Annotated in this window: 16 protein-coding genes and 1 tRNA gene; 9 read left to right on the top strand and 8 right to left on the bottom strand. The window is 70.2% G+C overall.

Annotation, left to right across the window (positions count from 1 at the left end; all coding sequences use genetic code 11):
• Positions 1 to 122: 122 nt before the first annotated feature.
• From GT755_RS24725 to GT755_RS24740, 4 genes are all read left to right on the top strand, one after another.
• Positions 123 to 1,067: a phosphotransferase family protein gene (locus GT755_RS24725; RefSeq protein WP_161482008.1), complete on the top strand. Its 945-nt coding sequence runs from the start codon at positions 123 to 125 to the stop codon at positions 1,065 to 1,067.
• Between the two features lie 3 nt (positions 1,068 to 1,070).
• On the top strand, positions 1,071 to 2,264 hold the full coding sequence (locus tag GT755_RS24730; RefSeq protein ID WP_161482009.1) for an acyl-CoA dehydrogenase family protein: 1,194 nt from the start codon (positions 1,071 to 1,073) through the stop codon (positions 2,262 to 2,264).
• A 136-nt stretch (positions 2,265 to 2,400) separates the two neighbouring features.
• On the top strand, positions 2,401 to 3,570 hold the full coding sequence (locus GT755_RS24735) for an acyl-CoA dehydrogenase family protein (protein ID WP_328794483.1): 1,170 nt from the start codon (positions 2,401 to 2,403) through the stop codon (positions 3,568 to 3,570).
• The gene (locus GT755_RS24740) at positions 3,567 to 4,733 is read left to right on the top strand and encodes an acyl-CoA dehydrogenase family protein (protein ID WP_161482011.1); all 1,167 of its coding nucleotides are present in this window, start codon (positions 3,567 to 3,569) and stop codon (positions 4,731 to 4,733) included. The genes GT755_RS24735 and GT755_RS24740 overlap by 4 nt, the downstream gene beginning before the upstream one ends.
• A 230-nt stretch (positions 4,734 to 4,963) precedes the next feature.
• On the opposite strand, the gene GT755_RS24745 is transcribed toward GT755_RS24740, so the two are convergent.
• Positions 4,964 to 5,557 (bottom strand): TetR/AcrR family transcriptional regulator, encoded by a 594-nt coding sequence (locus GT755_RS24745; protein WP_161482012.1) that lies wholly within the window; start codon positions 5,555 to 5,557, stop codon positions 4,964 to 4,966.
• 163 nt (positions 5,558 to 5,720) lie between these two features.
• On the opposite strand from GT755_RS24745, the gene GT755_RS40685 reads away from it, so the two are divergent.
• Positions 5,721 to 6,488 carry a nuclease-related domain-containing protein gene (locus GT755_RS40685; RefSeq protein WP_161482013.1) on the top strand — a complete coding sequence of 256 codons (768 nt, stop codon included), beginning with the start codon at positions 5,721 to 5,723 and terminating at the stop codon, positions 6,486 to 6,488.
• On the opposite strand, the gene GT755_RS24755 is transcribed toward GT755_RS40685, so the two are convergent.
• The 3 genes from GT755_RS24755 to GT755_RS24765 all read right to left on the bottom strand — a co-directional run bounded on the left by GT755_RS24755 (position 6,444) and on the right by GT755_RS24765 (position 9,998).
• Positions 6,444 to 7,634: a low temperature requirement protein A gene (locus tag GT755_RS24755; RefSeq protein ID WP_235967230.1), complete on the bottom strand. Its 1,191-nt coding sequence runs from the start codon at positions 7,632 to 7,634 to the stop codon at positions 6,444 to 6,446. The genes GT755_RS40685 and GT755_RS24755 overlap by 45 nt on opposite strands.
• Positions 7,635 to 7,842: 208 nt before the next feature.
• Complete coding sequence (locus tag GT755_RS24760) at positions 7,843 to 9,159, bottom strand: vWA domain-containing protein (protein WP_161482014.1); 1,317 nt, start codon at positions 9,157 to 9,159, stop codon at positions 7,843 to 7,845.
• Positions 9,156 to 9,998, bottom strand: coding sequence for an AAA family ATPase (locus GT755_RS24765; protein ID WP_161482015.1), 843 nt, complete (start codon positions 9,996 to 9,998; stop codon positions 9,156 to 9,158). The genes GT755_RS24760 and GT755_RS24765 overlap by 4 nt, the downstream gene beginning before the upstream one ends.
• A gap of 90 nt (positions 9,999 to 10,088) precedes the next feature.
• On the opposite strand from GT755_RS24765, the gene GT755_RS24770 reads away from it, so the two are divergent.
• Positions 10,089 to 10,162: transfer RNA gene (locus GT755_RS24770), tRNA-Lys, on the top strand.
• Positions 10,163 to 10,240: 78 nt separating this feature from the next.
• Positions 10,241 to 10,654: a DUF4259 domain-containing protein gene (locus tag GT755_RS24775; protein ID WP_161482016.1), complete on the top strand. Its 414-nt coding sequence runs from the start codon at positions 10,241 to 10,243 to the stop codon at positions 10,652 to 10,654.
• A gap of 34 nt (positions 10,655 to 10,688) precedes the next feature.
• Here GT755_RS24775 and GT755_RS24780 read toward each other — a convergent pair whose 3' ends face one another.
• The 4 genes from GT755_RS24780 to GT755_RS24795 form a co-directional block, all read right to left on the bottom strand.
• The gene (locus GT755_RS24780) at positions 10,689 to 11,405 is read right to left on the bottom strand and encodes a maleylpyruvate isomerase family mycothiol-dependent enzyme (protein ID WP_161482017.1); all 717 of its coding nucleotides are present in this window, start codon (positions 11,403 to 11,405) and stop codon (positions 10,689 to 10,691) included.
• Positions 11,359 to 11,895, bottom strand: coding sequence for an NUDIX domain-containing protein (locus GT755_RS24785; protein WP_161482018.1), 537 nt, complete (start codon positions 11,893 to 11,895; stop codon positions 11,359 to 11,361). The genes GT755_RS24780 and GT755_RS24785 overlap by 47 nt, the downstream gene beginning before the upstream one ends.
• A 9-nt stretch (positions 11,896 to 11,904) precedes the next feature.
• Entirely contained in the window at positions 11,905 to 12,585 is a 681-nt protein-coding gene (locus GT755_RS24790) for a hypothetical protein (RefSeq protein WP_161482019.1), read from the bottom strand.
• Positions 12,586 to 12,813: 228 nt separating this feature from the next.
• Positions 12,814 to 13,194, bottom strand: a complete 381-nt coding sequence (locus GT755_RS24795; RefSeq protein ID WP_161482020.1) for a nuclear transport factor 2 family protein — start codon at positions 13,192 to 13,194, stop codon at positions 12,814 to 12,816.
• Between the two features lie 23 nt (positions 13,195 to 13,217).
• Between GT755_RS24795 and GT755_RS24800 the strand changes: the two genes are divergently transcribed.
• Positions 13,218 to 13,922, top strand: a complete 705-nt coding sequence (locus GT755_RS24800) for a DUF72 domain-containing protein (RefSeq protein WP_161482021.1) — start codon at positions 13,218 to 13,220, stop codon at positions 13,920 to 13,922.
• 5 nt (positions 13,923 to 13,927) lie between these two features.
• Complete coding sequence (locus GT755_RS24805; protein WP_161482022.1) at positions 13,928 to 14,566, top strand: class I SAM-dependent methyltransferase; 639 nt, start codon at positions 13,928 to 13,930, stop codon at positions 14,564 to 14,566.
• Positions 14,567 to 14,584: the final 18 nt, after the last annotated feature.

A 14,584-nucleotide genomic window follows, 5' to 3' on the forward strand; every position in this document is an offset into this window, starting at 1 on the left:
GTCAAGACACCATGACCTGATGTATCCATGTCCTGATATATCCAGAAAAGTCCTCTCGGTTGCCTCTGTCACCCCCGGGTGTCGTCGACACTCATACCGGCTGGTCGGTATGCTCGCGAGCTGTGACAGTGCCCGGACTCGATCTCGACCGTCTCGCCGCCCGCCTCTCCGAGGCCGGTGTCACCGACGGCCCGCTGGCCGCCGAGCTGATCGAGGGCGGCAAGTCCAACCTCACCTACATCGTCCGCGACGGCGTCCGCACGGTCGTCGTGCGCCGCCCGCCGCTCGGCCACGTGCTGGCCACCGCCCACGACATGGGCCGGGAGTTCCGCGTGATGGGCGCGCTCCAGGACACCGACGTGCCGGTGCCGCGCATGTACCACTTCTGCGACGACGCCGAGGTGGTCGGCGCCCCCTTCTACGTCATGGAATACGTCGAGGGCACGCCCACCCGCCTCACCCCCGAGGTGGGGGAGCATCTGGCCGACGTGCTGGCGCGGCTGCACGTGATCGACCCGGCCGAGGTCGGGCTGGGCGACTTCGGGCGGCCCGAGGGCTTCCTCGACCGGCAGGTCAGGCGCTGGAAGCGGCAACTCGACGCCTCCCGCAGCCGCGAGGTCGCCGGGATCGACGAGTTGTACGCCCGGCTGGCCGAAGACCTGCCGGTGTCGGGGGCGCCGGCGATCGTCCACGGCGACTTCAAGCTCGGCAACACGCTGATCCGCGACGGCCGGGTCGCGGCGGTGCTCGACTGGGAGATGTCCACACTCGGCGACCCCCTCACCGACCTGGCCCTGTTCCTGCTGTACACCGACTTCGCCGACCTCGACGTCGGCGCGCCCGGCGGCGAGGTCGACGTGACCGCGCTGGCCGCCCACTACGCGGAGCGGTCGGGCCGGGACACCTCGCGGCTGGGCTGGTACGTCGGGCTGGCCTGCTTCAAGCTCGCGGTCATCACCGAGGGCATCCACTTCCGCTTCACCCAGGGGCTGACCGTCGGCGACGGGTTCGCCGGCATCGGGGACATCGTCGCGCCGCTGGTCGAGCGCGGCCTTCGGGAGGTCTGACAGATGGATTTCGCCTTCGACGCGACCACTCGTGAATATCGCGAGCGGCTTGAGGCCTTCATGGCCGAGCACGTCTACCCGGCCGAACCGGTCTTCGAGGAGCAGGCGCGGGAGAGCGGCTGGAGCGCCCCGCCGATCGTCGAGGAGCTGAAGGCCGAGGCCCGGCGACGCGGCCTGTGGAACCTGTTCCTGCCGGGCGAGGGCCTCACCAACCTCCAGTACGCCCCCCTCGCCGAGATCATGGGCCGGTCCCCGGCCATCGCCCCGGTCGCCACCAACTGCGCCGCCCCCGACACCGGGAACATGGAGGTGCTGCACCAGTTCGGCACCGACGACCAGCGCAAACGCTGGCTCGAACCGCTGCTGGACGGGGAGATCCGCTCGGCGTTCGCGATGACCGAACCCGACGTGGCCTCCTCCGACGCGACCAACATCGCCACCTCGATCGTCCGCGACGGCGACGAGTACGTGGTCAACGGCCGCAAGTGGTTCATCACCGGCGCGATGAACCCGAACTGCGCGGTCTTCATCGTCATGGGCAAGACCGACCCCGAGGCGCCCAAGCACCGGCAGCAGAGCCAGATCCTGGTGCCCCGCGACACCCCCGGCCTGACCGTGAAACGCGGCATGTCGGTCTTCGGCTACACCGACAACGACCACGGCGGCCACGCCGAGGTGATCTTCGAGGACGTCCGGGTCCCGGTCGCCAACCTGATCGGCGAGGAGGGCGGCGGCTTCGCCATCGCCCAGGCCCGTCTCGGGCCGGGCCGCATCCACCACTGCATGCGCCTCATCGGCATGGCCGAACGCGCCATCGAGATGATGTGCCGCCGCGCGCTGGCCCGCACGACCTTCGGCAAGCCGGTCGCCCAGCAGGGGGTGGTCCAGGACTGGATCGCCGAGTCGCGGGTCAGGGTCGAGCAGCTGCGGCTGCTGGTGCTGAAGACGGCCTGGCTGATGGACACCGTGGGCAACCAGGGCGCGCACACCGAGATCCAGGCCATCAAGATCGCCACGCCGGTCGCCGTCGAGTGGATCCTCGACAAGGCCATCCAGGTCCACGGCGCCGGCGGCGTCAGCCAGGACTTCCCGCTGGCCGCGCTCTGGGCGGGCGCCCGCAGCCTGCGCTTCGCCGACGGCCCCGACGAGGTCCACAAGCGCTCGCTGGCGTACCGGGAGCTGAAGAAGCACACGTGATTCCACCGATACCGGACCGAAGAGCGGGTGCGGTACGACTGCTTTTCCAAGGCAGATTCACGAGCGCGAGCCACGGCCGGCCTGCGGCCGTCCGCGTCTCGCTTGGCACGGCACCTAAGAACAGGGGAACCACGTGGTGGACGCGACGACGGTCAGGCAGCGCGCGGAGGCGTTCCTGGCCGGGCACGACCCTTCCGAGCTGAGCCCGCTCGACTGGCTGAGGGCCAGGTTCGACGCCGGGCTGGCCTGGGTGCACTTTCCCGAAGGGCTGGGCGGACTGGGCGCCCCGCGCGACCTCCAGGGGGTCGTCGACCAGCTCTTCCGGGGCACGCCCGACAACAATCCCGGCCGCATCGGCATCGGCCTCGGCATGGCCGCGCCCACGATCCTCGCCTACGGCACCGAGGAGCAGAAGAGACGTTTCCTGCGCCCGCTCTGGACGGGGGAGGAGGTCTGGTGCCAGCTCTTCTCCGAGCCCGGCGCCGGGTCCGACCTGGCCGGGCTGGCGACCCGGGCGGTCCGCGACGGCGACGACTGGGTGGTCGACGGGCAGAAGGTCTGGACGTCCAGCGCCCACCTTGCCCGCTGGGGCATCCTGGTCGCCCGGCACGACCCCGACCTGCCCAAACACCGGGGCCTGACCTACTTCGTCTGTGACATGGAGGCCCCCGGGGTCGAGGTCAGGCCGCTGCGCCAGATCACCGGCGAGGCCGAGTTCAACGAGGTCTTCCTGACCGGCGTCCGGCTCGGCGACGACCTGCGGCTCGGCGAGGTCGGCGACGGCTGGCGGGTGGCCCAGACGACGCTGATGAACGAGCGCGTCGCCATCGGGGCGTCGGGCTCGCCGCGCCGCACCATGATGAGCGTCTTCACCGAGGCCTGGCAGGCCCGCCCCGAGCTGCGCACCCACGACCTGCACCGGCGGGCGCTGGACCTGTGGGTGCAGGGCGAGGTGATGCGGCTGACCGGCCAGCGCCTGCGTGAGCAACTGCTCGCCGGGCACCCCGGCCCCGAGGGGTCGGGCATGAAGCTGCTGTTCGCCCGCCACCACCAGGAGGTCTCGGCTCTGGAGGTCGAGTTCCTGCGCGAAGACGGCCTGACCTACGACGACTGGACCTTCCGCCGCCCCGACGGGGTCGACTTCCTCGGCCGCGGGGCGGGCTACCGCTACCTGCGGGCCAAGGGCAACTCGATCGAGGGCGGCACCTCCGAGATCCTCCGCAACATCGTGGCCGAGCGGGTGCTCGGGCTGCCGGCGGAACCCCGAACCGACGTCGCCGCGCCCTGGAAGGACCTGCCTCGATGACGCTGCTCTACACGGAGGTCGAGGAGGAACTCCGGACCGCCGTCCGCGACCTCCTCGCCGACAAGGCCCCCGTCGCCGCCGAGGGCGAGAACGCCGCCGCCTGGCACGGCCTGGCCCGCGACATCGGCGTGGCGGGGCTGCTGGTGCCCGAAGACCTCGGCGGCGCGGGCGCGTCGGCTCGTGAAGCCGCGGTGGTGCTGGAGGAGCTGGGGCGCGCGGGCACGCCCGCGCCGTTCCTGACCTCGTCGGTGCTGGCGACCCGGGTGCTGCTCGACGCCGGCTATGCCGACATCTCGCGATTGGCGTCGGGGGAGGCGACGGCGGCGTTGTGCGTGTCGCTGGCCGCGTCGCCTTATCGGGACGTCCCGGTGGGAGTGCTTGAAGAAGGGGACGGCGGCTTGGTCGCGCCGGGTGGCCCGACGGTCGCGGCAGATGGCGCCGAGGCGGGTGTCGCGGGGAAGGGGCGCGGTCTCGGAGCCGGTGGCGCTGGAGGCGCGGCCGGTTCGCTGGCGGGTGTGGTCAGTGGGCGGTTCACCGGGGTCGCCGGGGCCGTCGGGGCTGATCTCCTCGTGGTGCCGCTCGACGGAGGCCGGGTCGCCGTGGTGGAGAGTGAGCGGGTTCCCGTCGAGCCGGTGGTCTCGCTCGATGTGACGCGTCCGCTGGCCACGGTCACGTTCGACCGTGCTCCGGCCGTGGTGCTCGACGGGGGGTCGGTGGACGAGGCGCTGCTCCTCGCGGCCGGGTTGCTCGCGTCCGAGCAGGTGGGGGTGGCCGAGTGGTGTCTCACCACGACGGTGGCCTACCTGAAGGAGCGGCGGCAGTTCGCGCGGCCGGTGGGGTCGTTCCAGGCGCTCAAGCACCGGCTCGCCGATCTCTGGCTGGAGGTCGCGGGGGCGCGGGCGGCCGCGCGCAACGCCGCCGATCAGCTCGCCTCGGGGGACGACGCCCGGGTGGCCGTGGCGGTCGCCGCCGCCCACTGCGGTGAGGTCGCGGTACGGGCCGCGGAGGAGGCCCTCCAGCTTCACGGAGGTATCGGGATGACCTGGGAGCATCCCATCCACCTCTACCTGAAGCGCGCCAAGGCCGACGCGATCGCCTTCGGCACCCCCGGCGACCATCGGAGCGCTCTCGCGCCCTTGGTAGGCCTTCCGGGGCCGGAGTAGTCGTCACGGCTAGGCGGGCTCGGCCCGAGGGGTCGCCGGGGCGGCTTGGCTTAAGGGAGGTCGTCACGGCCGAGGCGGCTCGGGTCCAGCGTGGTCGTCGGGGCCGGGTGGTTCGGCCCAGCGTGGTCGTCGCAGGCGGGGGCGGGCGCGGCCGGGTGGCGCCGGTTGCGGCCGCGGCGGGGGCGGCGGGCGGTGCCGGGGTGGGCGGAGCCGTAACGGAAGATCGGCTCTTAAGGGGTGAGGGAGCGGAGGAGGAGGTCGGCGAAGTAGCGGCCGACCTCGGTGCCCGTGAGGGGGCCGTCGGGGTGGTACCAGGTGCCGAGGTGGTGGACGGAGCCGAAGAAGAAGTCGACCACCATCTCGGCCGGGACGTCGTCGCGGAACACGCCCTGCTGCTGGCCCTCGATCACGAGGTCGCGGAAGCGTTCGTGGTAGCGGCGGCGTTCGGCGCGGACGATCTTGCGGGTGTCGGGGGCCAGCTGGTGGTTGGACCTGAAAAAGATCTTGGAATCGTCGAGGTTGTCGACTGTGGTGTTGATCACATCGGCGGCCGCGGCGTGCAGGCGCTCCGTGACGGTTCCCTCACCGTCGGCGAAACGTCGCAGGCGGTCCATCTGCATGCGGAGGACCCGTCCGTAGATCTCATGAAGAAGATCATCTTTCGAGTCGAAATAGTGGTACATCGCCCCTTTTGTGACGCCGGCGGCCGCTACGATTTCCTGGACGGAAGTGCTCTCGAAGCCCTTCTCGGCGAACAGGCGCGTCGCCGCCGACAGCAACCGCTGGCGTACCGGTTCTTCGACGGACGTGCCCAACCGCGCCATGTCGACCCCCTCTGATAGGCGACCAGCATACCGACTGGTCGGTCAAGACGAGGTTGTTATACCGGTGGTGGCGTAACCGTGCTAGTTCCCTCACCATCGGGAGCTGGGATTCCTGTTCGGGTACGCCTTAGGCAAAGCAGTCCTAACTTGCAGGGAGTGCAGGGTGCCCAACGGGTCCATCTACGTCCCGCGCGACGACAAGTTCACCGGTTCGTCGCCGCAGAACCTGTACTTGACCTTCTGGCTCGCCGGCCGGAAGAACCGCCTCCGGCTCCGGGCCGCCTACGCGGTCGCCGGTCTCATCGCCGGAAGCATCCTCGCCGGCAGATTCGGCTGGAACGTCGTCGTCACCGGGCTCCTCTTCGGAGCACTGGCCGGCGGCACCGACGCCTTCATCGCCTGGCGGTCCCACGAACGCACCGCCGTCTGGCGGGGCAAACGCCGGGGCGAGGTTCGCACCGGCCGCCTCCTCCGGGTGATGTTGCGCCGCCGCGGCTACCACGTGATGGACGGCCGCGCCGTGCCCGGCAAGGCCTCGGTCGACCATCTGATCATCGGGCCCGGCGGCCTGTGGATCGTCGACAACGAGGCCTACTCACCCGACACGATCGTGGCCAAGCACGGCAAGCGCCTGTTCTTCGACGAGAAGTACGGCACCAGCGTCGCCAAGGGCCTCATCGGGGCCGCGACCGACCTGGCCGAGGTCCTGTCGAAGGAGACCGGCATCCAGGTCACCATCAGCCCGGTGCTCGCGTTGCACGGGTGCACGATCGCCAACAGGGCAGGCGTGGTCAGCGGCGAGGGCTTGACCGTGGCCTACCCGAGGCGCATCCCCGGCTTCATCCGGCGCAACCCGACGGCCGAACTGACGGCCGATCAGGTCGAGCTACTCGGCCGCACGGCTGCGCGCATCCTCCGCCGGATGCGCTAGCAGTTCCTTCGCCAGCAGGGCGACCACGATCAGGGCCGTGACCAGCGCCGTCCACGGCCCGCCGATCACCGTCGCCAGCGGCGTGACCGCGAGCACGACCACCCCGGTGACGGCGAACACGACCGGCTTCAGGTCGCGCCTGCCGTTCGCCAGGGCGTCGATGGCGGCGTACGCGAACAGGAACACCGCGACCGGAGCGGTGAACGCCAGCGCGGCCCCCCACTCGGGCAGGTGCGCGCCGTGCCCGCCGACCGACCCGGCCACCACCGCGACGCCCGCCCCGCCGGCCGCGATGGCGGCGAGGATGAAGTAGTGGCCGTACGACCAGATGTAGGTCGTGCGCGGGTTGGTCGTCAGCGCCTTGTGGTCCATGTAGCCGAAGTAGAGCCACCAGACCGACAACGAGGTCAGCAGCGCCGCCACGGCGAGCACGATCAGTTCGGCGACGTGGCCCTCCGCCGCGAACGCCCCCTGGATGGCCAGCGTCGCCGCGGTGACCGACTCGCCGATGACGATCAGGGTGAACAGGCCGAACCGCTCGGCGATGTGGTGGGCGTGGTAGCCGCCCTGGTCGGCGTTCCAGCCCGCGAACCACGGCACCGACAGGTCGAGGAGGAACAGGGTGATGAACGCCAGGATCCGGTAGTCGTCGGGCAGCAGGAGCTGCAGCACCCACAGGACCTGCACGGCCGTGGTCCCCACCGCGAGCCTGACCGCCAGCCTCCGGACCGCCGGATGCTCCCGCCCGGCCCGCAACCACAACGCCACGTAACCGATCCGCATGATCACGTAGCCGAGGACGGTCCACCGGAAGTCGAGGTCGTTGAACGCCGCCGGCACCCCCGCCGCCAGCACGAGCGACCCGGCGATCTGGACGAACGCGAGGATGCGATAGGGCCCGTCGTCGGTGTCGAAGGCACTGGCGAACCACGTGAACGCGATCCAGGCCCACCAGATCGCCCCGAAGAGCATCAGGTAGCCGACGACGCCCTCGGCGGTGTGCCCTTCGAGGAGCGCGTGGTCGAGCTGCGCGGCGACCTGGGCGACCGCCGTCACGAAGACCAGGTCGAAGAGCAGTTCGAGGGGCGTGGCGGCGCGGTGCGGTTCGGACGGGTCGCGGGCGACCATCCCGGTCTTCCAGGGCATGCACCGCATCGTAGCCAGGGGCGGCACAGGCGGACCGTGCGGGCGCGGACTGGGCACGGCCGGTCGGGCGGTGGCGCCCGTGGCCCCTTTCCCGGTCGTCCGCGCCCGAGTCGCTCGTTGCGGTGGGGGCCTGCGCGGCCGGTCGGCGCCGGTTACGGCGGTCGCGCCCAGTGGGGGCGGTGCCGGGGTGGGCGGAGCCGTAACGGGATCAGACGACGTCTTCGATGAACGCCGCGAGCTGGTGGACGTTTCTGCACTCGTGCATCGGGATCACGGCGGCGTAGCCGCTCGCCACGGAATCGCCGGTGTCCCACTGGTTTCTCGGTTCGGGGTTGAGCCAGTAGGCGTGCCGCACCTTTTCGGTGAGGCGTTTCAGGGTCTCGGTGTTCGGCGGCTGGTAGTTGGATCGGGCGTCGCCGAGGATGAGCAGGCTCGTCTTCGGGGTGAGGACGCTCGCGTGGCGTTCCTCGAACGTTTTAAGCACGTGGCCGTAGTCGGTGCGGCCGAACCGTGAGATGTCGGCCTCGGTGGTCATGCGGGTGATGGCGTCGAGGACGTCGGCGCCCGGGGCGAAATACTTGGTGATCTCGTCGACGGTGTCGACGAAGGCGAACGCCCGGACCTTGGTGAACTGCTCGCGCAGCGCGAAGGTGAGCAGCAGGGTGAACTGCGCGAAGCCGGCGACCGAGTCGCTGGCGTCGGTGAGGACGACCAGCTCCGGTTTGTGCGGACGCCGGGGCTTCAGGTGGGTGATCAGCGGGACGCCGCCCGACTGGAGTGACGCGCGGACCGTCCGGCGGAAGTCGAGGCGGCCCCGGTCCCCCTTCTTGTGTTTCATCGAGAGACGGGTGGCCAGCCTCCTCGCCAGGGGATGGATCTCTCTGCGCATCTCGGCGAGTTCCGCCTTGGTGACGCGGAGGAAGTCGCGGCGGTCGATCGGCGGCCTGACGGCCGATCTGGTGATGCGTTCGCGTCCCTGTTCCTCGGCGATCCTGCGTCTGACGTCGGCGGCCACCTCGGCCTCGAAGGCGGCGATGTTCGTGGTGACACGCCGACGGGCGAGCTTTTCGGGGAGGCCGCCGCGTTCACCGAGGAGTCCGGCGATCAGGGTCTGCGGTGAGAGCGCGCGTATCACCGGATAGGAGAACCACGACTGCCGCCCCGGCCCCGCCTGCACCCGGCCGAAGCGCTCGACCATGGCCTGCGCGAAGGCGCTGAACTCGGGAGCGGCGGGATCTCCCCTGAGCAGTTCGGCCAGTTCCGATCTGAGGTCCTCGGGGTCGTCGTCGCGGTGCTTCGGCGGGCCCTGCGTCGTGGACGGGAACCAGAGGTCGAACAGGACGTCGAAGCCCTCCCGGTGCTGGGGCCGTTTCACGAGCGTCGCGGCGTAGGCCTCACGGAGGGTCCGCCGGTCGGCGAGGTCGATGTGCCGCAGGGCGTGGGCGGCGTCCAGCCCTTCGGCCAGGGAGACCGGAAGCCCGGTCTCCCTCAGGGCGTGGACGAAGCCGATGTGCCGGTCGATCACCGCAGACCCAGTTCCTTGGCCGCCCGCTGCTGGTCGGAGTGGTGTTTCAGCACGACCCCCAGCGTCTCGGCGACGGTCCGCTCGTCGAGCACCTCCCGGCCGAGGGCCAGCAGGGTGTGCGCCCAGTCGACGGTCTCGGCGATGCTCGGCGACTTCTTCAGCTCCAACGCGCGCAACGTGGCAGCCGTGCGCGCGAGCTGCTCGGCGACCGTCTCGGCGATGCCGGGGACCTGGGCGAGCACGATGTCGCGCTCGCGTTCGGGGGTCGGGTAGTCGAGGTGGAGGTAAAGGCAGCGGCGCTTGAGGGCCTCGCTGAGTTCCCTCGTGGCGTTCGAGGTCAGCACCACGAAGGGTCTCCTCGCGGCGGTGATGGTGCCGAGCTCGGGGATGGTGACCTGGAAGTCGGAGAGGATCTCCAGGAGAAGGCCCTCGACCTCGACGTCGGCCTTGTCGGTCTCGTCGATCAGCAGGACGGTGGGGCGATCTGACCTGATGGCCTTCAGGAGGGGTCTTTCCAGGAGGAACTCCTCGGCGAAGATGTCGTCCCAGGCGTCGTCGTCGGCCTGGATCCTGAGGAGCTGCTTCTTGTAGTTCCACTCGTAGAGGGCTCGCGCCTCGTCGAGGCCCTCGTAGCACTGGAGCCTGACCAGGTCCGACCCTGTCGCCTCGGCTATCGCCTTGGCGAGCTGAGTTTTCCCGACGCCCGCGGGGCCTTCCGCCAGGAGCGGTTTCTGCAGTACGCCGGCCAGGAAGACGGAGGTGGCGATGGCGTCGTCGGAGAGGTATCCGGTCTGGCGGAGACGGGTGACGGCTTCCGACGGTGAGGCGAACCAGGTCACGTGGGCTTCCCCTTGGGTGAACCGAATGATGTTCTACTGTAGCCCGATTTGGTGGGGGTTCGGAGTCGCGGTAACCTACAAGGGCTTCAAGCGCCGCTAGCTCAGTTGGTTAGAGCAGCTGACTCTTAATCAGCGGGTCCGGGGTTCGAGTCCCTGGCGGCGCACAGCGAGAATCCCAGGTCAGAGCTTTTCTGGCCTGGGATTTTTCTTTGTTGTCGGTGGTCTCCGATAGACGTGTGGCCATGGGAACCTGGGACATCGGGCCATTCGACAACGACTCCGCCGCCGACTGGTGCGGCGACCTGCACGACACCCCCGCCGCCGAACGGCCGGCGGCGCTCCGCGCGGCCCTCGCCGTGGCCGCCGACAACGACGACTATCTCGATGTCGACGACGCCGCCTCCGCGATCGCCGCGGCCGCCATCGTCGCCGCCCACCGGGGTGGCACGCCGATCACATCGGTCTACGCACCCGACTTCCTGCTCGAAGGCGGCCGGGTGCCGATCGGCGACGATCTGCCGGGCCTGGCCCTGAGAGCGCTCGACCGGGTCACCGCCGACGGGTCGGAGTGGCGGGAGTTGTGGGAGGAGGGGGGCCACTATCCCGACGCGGTCGGCGTGCTCGACGGTCTCCGCGTCCATCTGTCAGCCGTATGAGGCGATCTCGACGAGGTTGCACCGCCGGTGTCTTTCAGAAGCGGGCGCGTTCCCGCCACGACGTCCAGATCCCCGCGTCCCCGAAGATCTCCAGATCCCCCTCCCGCCGGTTCACCAGTGCCAGGAACAGGTCGGCCGCCGGCCCTCTCACCGCCAGGTCGCCCTTCCCGTGCCCGACCTCCCAGGCCACCCGGTCCTCCTCGCCGCGCAGCATCCACTCGCCCGGGACGTCGGTCGTGTGCAGGTGGACGGTCACCCCGGGGTCGAGGGTCGGGCGGGAGGAGGCGACGGTGTCGATCCACTCCTCGATGCCGTCGGCGGCGACGTCGGCCGACAGGTCGTAGGGCCGCCCGAGGGCGAAGGCAGCGTCGGCGCGGTGGACGGTCGCCTCGTGGAGGCGGCGGCGCACCCACCACTCGGCGGGGCGGGGGCCCAGGAACGTCCACACGTAGGTGTCCGGGCCGATCGAGTCGACGGCGTCCCGCAGGATGCGGGGGCCTTCGCGGAACCAGGCCAGCGCGCCTTCGGTGTCGGCTGGGGGCTTGCCGTCGCGGACCTGGCGTGGGTCGAGGTATTCGCCGACGCGGTCGCTGATGATCTGGGCCGACCAGCGGTCGCCCCGGCCGACGTGGCGGAAGAGTTGCTGCAGGGTCCAGCCGGGGCAGGTCGGCACCTCGGTCGCCGGGTCGGCGTCGCCGATGAGGTCAGCGAAGCGGGCGTTCTGGTCGATCAGGGCGGTCATGTGGTCCATGGGCACGATCATCCCTGGTCGGCTCGCCGTCCGACAGGAAGAGCAGGCCCGGACCCGGGTGGCGGAGCGTGGAGCGGATGCGGCGGGCGAGCGCGGCCTCGGTGAGGCCGGCGATCTCGTCGAGCGCGACGAACCGGACTTCGGCGATCTCCTCGTCGACGAACCGGATCTCCGCCACGTCGGCGGTGGTCAGGACGCCGCCGTCGAAGATGAAGTGCAACAGCGGGCGGCGGTCGGGGCGGGCGGGGCGGACGTCGATGCTGAGCAGTTCGCCCACGGGGCGGTCGAGGCCCAGTTCCTCTCTCAGTTCGCGGCGGGCCGCCGCTGCGGGGGTCTCGCCGCCGCCGACCTCGATCACCCCGCCGGGGATGTCCCAGTCGTTCTTGTACGTCGTCCGCACCAGCAGCACCCGGCCGTCTTCGTCGGTGAAGAGCACACCGGCGGCGGAGACGGCGACCGGGAGCGCGGCATACCACGCGGGGAGATTCACCGGCCGATGCTACAGCCGCCGCGGCGGGTGGACCGCGGCGTCCACGACGGTCCTGTCGCCCAGCGGGCGGGAGAGTTCGACGGTGAACGGTGTGCGTGGATTGCCCTGGCAGGTGACCGACCCGTCCACCGGCCGGACCGCCACGACGACCCGCACCTCCTGGTCGGTCTCCTCCAGGGCGGCGAGTTTGATCCGGCCGGTCGCCGGACGGCCGCTCGCGCAGTCTTTCTCGGTCACCCACAGATTCAGGCGGGTGCCCGTCGCCGAGGCGAAGGCGAGTGCGGCCTCGCCGTGGCCGGGCACGACCTGGCGCAGGTCGCAGCGGCCCGACATGCGGAGGTTCCAGGCGTCGTCCCGGCCATACCGTTCGATCAGCAGGTACTGGTGGGTCTGCAGGATGCTGCCGTGCTGGACCGGCGTGTCGAGTTCGCGGATCAGCGCCACCCGGTCGTCGGTCTCCTCGACGATGCGCCAGGCTTCCAGGTCGGCGGGCGCGCGGACCTCGCCTCCCTTGAGCGCCGCCTGCCCGTTCGGACCGAGCCGGGTCGTCGGGGGACCGTCGAGCCCGGTCAGCGCGACGGGTTCGCCGCCGCAGGCATAGGTGTGACTGGGAACAGGGGCCGTCGCGACGGGCGGCGGGTCGCCGCCGCAGGCGGCCGCGAGAAGCAGGACCGGCAGGATGCGTCTCATGTCGTTCAGGCGTATCCGGGATGGGCGCTGATCCGCTGCCAGACGCCGAGCGTGGGGGAGGGCACCCGGCCCCATTCCCGCGCGAACACCTCAGGCGGGGGAAAGTGCACGCATGCGCCCGGCAGATGGGCGAATCCGGTGGGGGAAATCAGAATTTCGGGCGGAGGTGAGGTTCGGACCGGAATTCCGCCGCACGAACAACCTTCTCCCACGACGAGGTCGCAGCGGTCACATCGAATTCTCGACATGTTCGCGATTATCTGACATGTGCCAATAGTCGCGGGTCGCGACGGCCAATCCCGCTGCATTGAACGTCACGAACACGCAGCCCGCCAGGTCTCCCTCCCTCGCGCGCACCCGGAACTCGATCGCCGCCGTGTCGCCGTCGACCAGCGGCTCGCCGAACCGCACGTCGAGCACGTGCTCCTCGGAGAACGACCACGTCAGGTACTCCCTGAGCGCGTCGAGACCCTGGTGCGGCTCGCGGAAGGGCATCGAGTGGTGGACGATGGCGGGGGCGTACAGAGAAAGAAGCAGGTCGACGTCGTGGGTGGCCCAGCCGGTCTGCCAGGTCCGGGCGAAGCGGCGGGCGATCTCCCTGGTGTTCACCCGCCGAAGCCTAGGCTGAGGGAATGTTGGTGGGGACGTCCGGCTGGCAGTACGCCGATTGGCGCGGGGTGCTCTATCCGCCCGGCCTGCCGCAGAAACGCTGGCTGGAACACTACGGCGAGGAGTTCGCCACCGTCGAGAACAACGGCGCCTTCTACCGGCTGCCCCGGCGGGAGACCTTCGAGGAATGGCACGACCGCACGCCCGGCCATTTCGTCATGGCGGTCAAGGCCAGCCGCTATCTGACCCACGTCAGACGCCTGAGAGACCCGAAGGAGCCGGTCGCGCGGCTGATGGGGGTGGCCGAGGGGCTGGGCGACAAACTCGGCCCGATTCTCATCCAGCTTCCGCCCAATCTCCCTTACGAAAGAGACGCCCTCGACGACTGCCTGAAATGTTTCCCCAAAGGCGTCGAGCTGGCCGTCGAACCCCGCCACGAATCGTGGTGGAACGACGACCTGCGGCGGACCCTCGAAAACCGGTCCGCCGCCCTCGTCTGGGCCGATCGGCTGGGCAGGATCCAGGGCCCGCTGTGGCGGACGACGACCTGGGCCTACCTGCGCTTCCACGAAGGAACATCGAGGAAGAACCCGCCCGAATACGGCGACCGCGCGATGAAGACCTGGCTCGAACGACTGCCCGGCGACGCCTACGTCTACTTCAACAACGACGCCACCGGCGCGGCGGTCAGAAATGCCCGCCGATTCCAGAAACTGGCGACAAAATAAGACGTATGCACATCGTCGGCCCGGGCCGCAGGAGGCTGCTGGGTCCGGCCGAGCTGGACGCCTCCTCGGTCGTCGCCAACAACGCCATGAACCGGGGCCGCCGCCTGCGCGGCTACTCGCGTGAGCTGGGGCTGAACCTCACCGCGACCCTCAGCGGCAAGACGTGGCTGGATCTGTGCTGCGGTGAGGGTCATGCGCTGGCCGAGGGCGTCATCGCGGGCGCCGACGTCACCGGAGTCGACCTCGTCGGCCACTTCGCCGTCCCCCCGGCGGCCAACCTGCGGCTGGTCGTCGCGTCGATTCCGGGCTGGCAGCCGGAAAGGGATTACGACCTGGTCACCGTCGTCCACGGCCTCCACTACCTCGGCGACAAACTCAGGGTCCTCACCGACATCGCCGGATGGCTCACCGAGCATGGCAGGTTCGTGGCCAACTTCGACATCGCCTCCGTCGAGGCCGGATCGCCCCGGAAGCTGCTGGCCGCGCTGCGGAGCCAGGGGTTCGGCTACGACCCCAGGAACAGACGCATCTCGCGGACCGGCCCCGCCGTGGTCGAGCTGCCCTACGAATACCTCGGCGCCGACGACACGGCCGGGCCCAACTACACCGGTCAGCCGGCCGTCGTCTCCCACTACCGGGCATAGACGAACCCGTACCGGATC

The sequence above is a fragment of the Herbidospora solisilvae genome, from assembly GCF_009901565.1.
Classification (GTDB): domain Bacteria; phylum Actinomycetota; class Actinomycetes; order Streptosporangiales; family Streptosporangiaceae; genus Herbidospora; species Herbidospora solisilvae.

Excerpts from the sequence above, each read along its gene's own strand:
- GT755_RS24755 (WP_235967230.1), bottom strand. The coding sequence starts at position 7,634 with ATGCCCTGGAAGACCGGGATGGTCGCCCGCGACCCGTCCGAACCGCAC.
- GT755_RS24790 (WP_161482019.1), bottom strand. The coding sequence starts at position 12,585 with ATGAGACGCATCCTGCCGGTCCTGCTTCTCGCGGCCGCCTGCGGCGGC.
- GT755_RS24745 (WP_161482012.1), bottom strand. The coding sequence starts at position 5,557 with ATGGCGCGGTTGGGCACGTCCGTCGAAGAACCGGTACGCCAGCGGTTG.
- GT755_RS24800 (WP_161482021.1), top strand. The coding sequence starts at position 13,218 with ATGTTGGTGGGGACGTCCGGCTGGCAGTACGCCGATTGGCGCGGGGTG.
- GT755_RS24805 (WP_161482022.1), top strand. The coding sequence starts at position 13,928 with ATGCACATCGTCGGCCCGGGCCGCAGGAGGCTGCTGGGTCCGGCCGAG.
- GT755_RS24775 (WP_161482016.1), top strand. The coding sequence starts at position 10,241 with ATGGGAACCTGGGACATCGGGCCATTCGACAACGACTCCGCCGCCGAC.
- GT755_RS24780 (WP_161482017.1), bottom strand. The coding sequence starts at position 11,405 with ATGGACCACATGACCGCCCTGATCGACCAGAACGCCCGCTTCGCTGAC.
- GT755_RS24740 (WP_161482011.1), top strand. The coding sequence starts at position 3,567 with ATGACGCTGCTCTACACGGAGGTCGAGGAGGAACTCCGGACCGCCGTC.
- GT755_RS24730 (WP_161482009.1), top strand. The coding sequence starts at position 1,071 with ATGGATTTCGCCTTCGACGCGACCACTCGTGAATATCGCGAGCGGCTT.